The 1,735-nt window shown below is 48.4% G+C and carries 1 protein-coding gene; it reads right to left on the bottom strand.

All coding sequences use genetic code 11. The features are described 5' to 3' along the window. Positions 1 to 217: 217 nt before the first annotated feature. Positions 218 to 1,222 carry a leucine-rich repeat domain-containing protein gene (locus tag ACYVDE_RS21845; RefSeq protein WP_460503653.1) on the bottom strand — a complete coding sequence of 335 codons (1,005 nt, stop codon included), beginning with the start codon at positions 1,220 to 1,222 and terminating at the stop codon, positions 218 to 220. Between the last annotated feature and the right edge of the window lie 513 nt (positions 1,223 to 1,735).

Below are 1,735 nucleotides of genomic sequence, written 5' to 3'. Positions count from 1 at the left end.
CGCCGACATCCGCCCGGCCGCCGACTCCACGGCCGCCCGCCGCACCGCCCGCTTCCTCAAGCCCCTGCGCAAAGACGCTGCTCTGGCCGAAGCCGTGGCCGTCATCAACGACGAGGTGAAGCAGTAGCCGCCGGCAGAATTGGAGTAACTACGGAAACGCCCCCATCGCGAGTGTCGCGGCGGGGGCGTTTGGGGTTTCAATAATGCAGAAAAGCCTTCAATTGCAGGTATAGCCACGCTTATGGAGCGCTTCTCTCATAAGAAGGTCAGTCTTTGATTTTCCGGTATAAAATCCGAGGTGTTGCAATGTGCTGGGTAGTTCTTGCTGTATAAATTGGTCAAATTCTATTTTGGTATTATATAGAACTAAAGATGCTAATGCGGGTAGGTTTATTAATCCTATTAATGTGTCAAAAGTCTTGCAATCCAATACGCTCAAATATTCTAGGTGAGCGAATTTGATAGGAAAATTGAGTTCACGCAATTGAATTTGATTTTCTATGACAAGCTTTTTCAATTTTGCGAATCTAGAGAGGTCGCCAAGGTCATTGAATCCGCGCACTTGAACTAGCTGTAACTGCTGAATAGAGCAATTGGCTATTTCATTGATGTTATCTCGGCTGCCTAGAATCAAGTCCAGCCTTTTAAGCTTGATGAGACTATTTACAAATTCAAGAGGCGTTTTCTTGATGCGATAGAGATAGAGGGATTCTAGTTTGGAAAGTTCTCCAACCGTGTCAATATGCTTTGTTTGATTAGCAATCCTTAATTCAATCAGGCTAGCGTAGCTGTGTAAATGTTGAAGGTTTATATTATTGGTTCTGGTTTCGCCAATTCCTAATACTTGCATGCGTTTGAAGTTTTTGCTGGCCAGTATTTCTGGTTGATTTAGTTCAAAAATGCTTAAGTCTAGCTCTTCGAGTTGCTGTAATGCTGATAGTGCATCAACGTGCTCTACTTTGTGGCAGTCGATGTACAGACACTTCACCGCTGGGAGTTGTAGGAGAACGGTACAATTAAAAGAGCCATGATAATGCCCGTAGAAACGAACGCAAAGATTTTTATCATGCTTGCTACATAGCTCATTTAACTGAGAAAGTGTTTCTGCTGTGTAGGAGTTTGTTACAAACTGCACAATGACTTGTTTTCCGGCATTCAACTCCGACTCAATTTCAGATTTGTCAATGGTCGTTGTGCAATTGATACGGATAAAAGAGACCATATTTTTTGTGACTGAATTTTATTCTGGACTATGCAGCAAGTTACTCAAGCTACTGCCGTAAGGCCGGAGCCTGACCGGACTTACAAAAATCGAACCTGCCCAAACGGCACCCCGTCCGCCCTCCTCCAAATCGAACCTGCCCAAACGGGACGCCGTTTGCCCACATCCAAATTGAACCTGCCCCAACGGCGTGCCGGTTGCTCTCCTCCAAATCGAACCTGCCCGAACGGCGTGCCGTTTGCCCAACTTCGGATTGCAGGAGCCCGGGCGGGAAGCGGCAGCATGGCGTTGGAAAACCGAAGAAAATGAATAGTTTGCGGCGCATTCATTCTTCACCTTTTCCAACCCATCACTTTACCCATGATGACCCCATCTACCCCCGGTGCCGAGGGCACCGCCCCGGCCCCCAAAGCCAAAAAGAAGACCAAAGACGTGATTCCGGCCGGCGAGCTGGAGCTGGCCACCCTGGGCCTGGCCGCCGCCGATGCCTGGGACGCCTCGCCGCTGCCGGCC

Source organism: Hymenobacter agri (assembly GCF_054778495.1).
The sequence above is the reverse complement of the archived record's forward strand: the minus strand, read 5'-3'. Positions and strand labels throughout refer to the sequence as shown.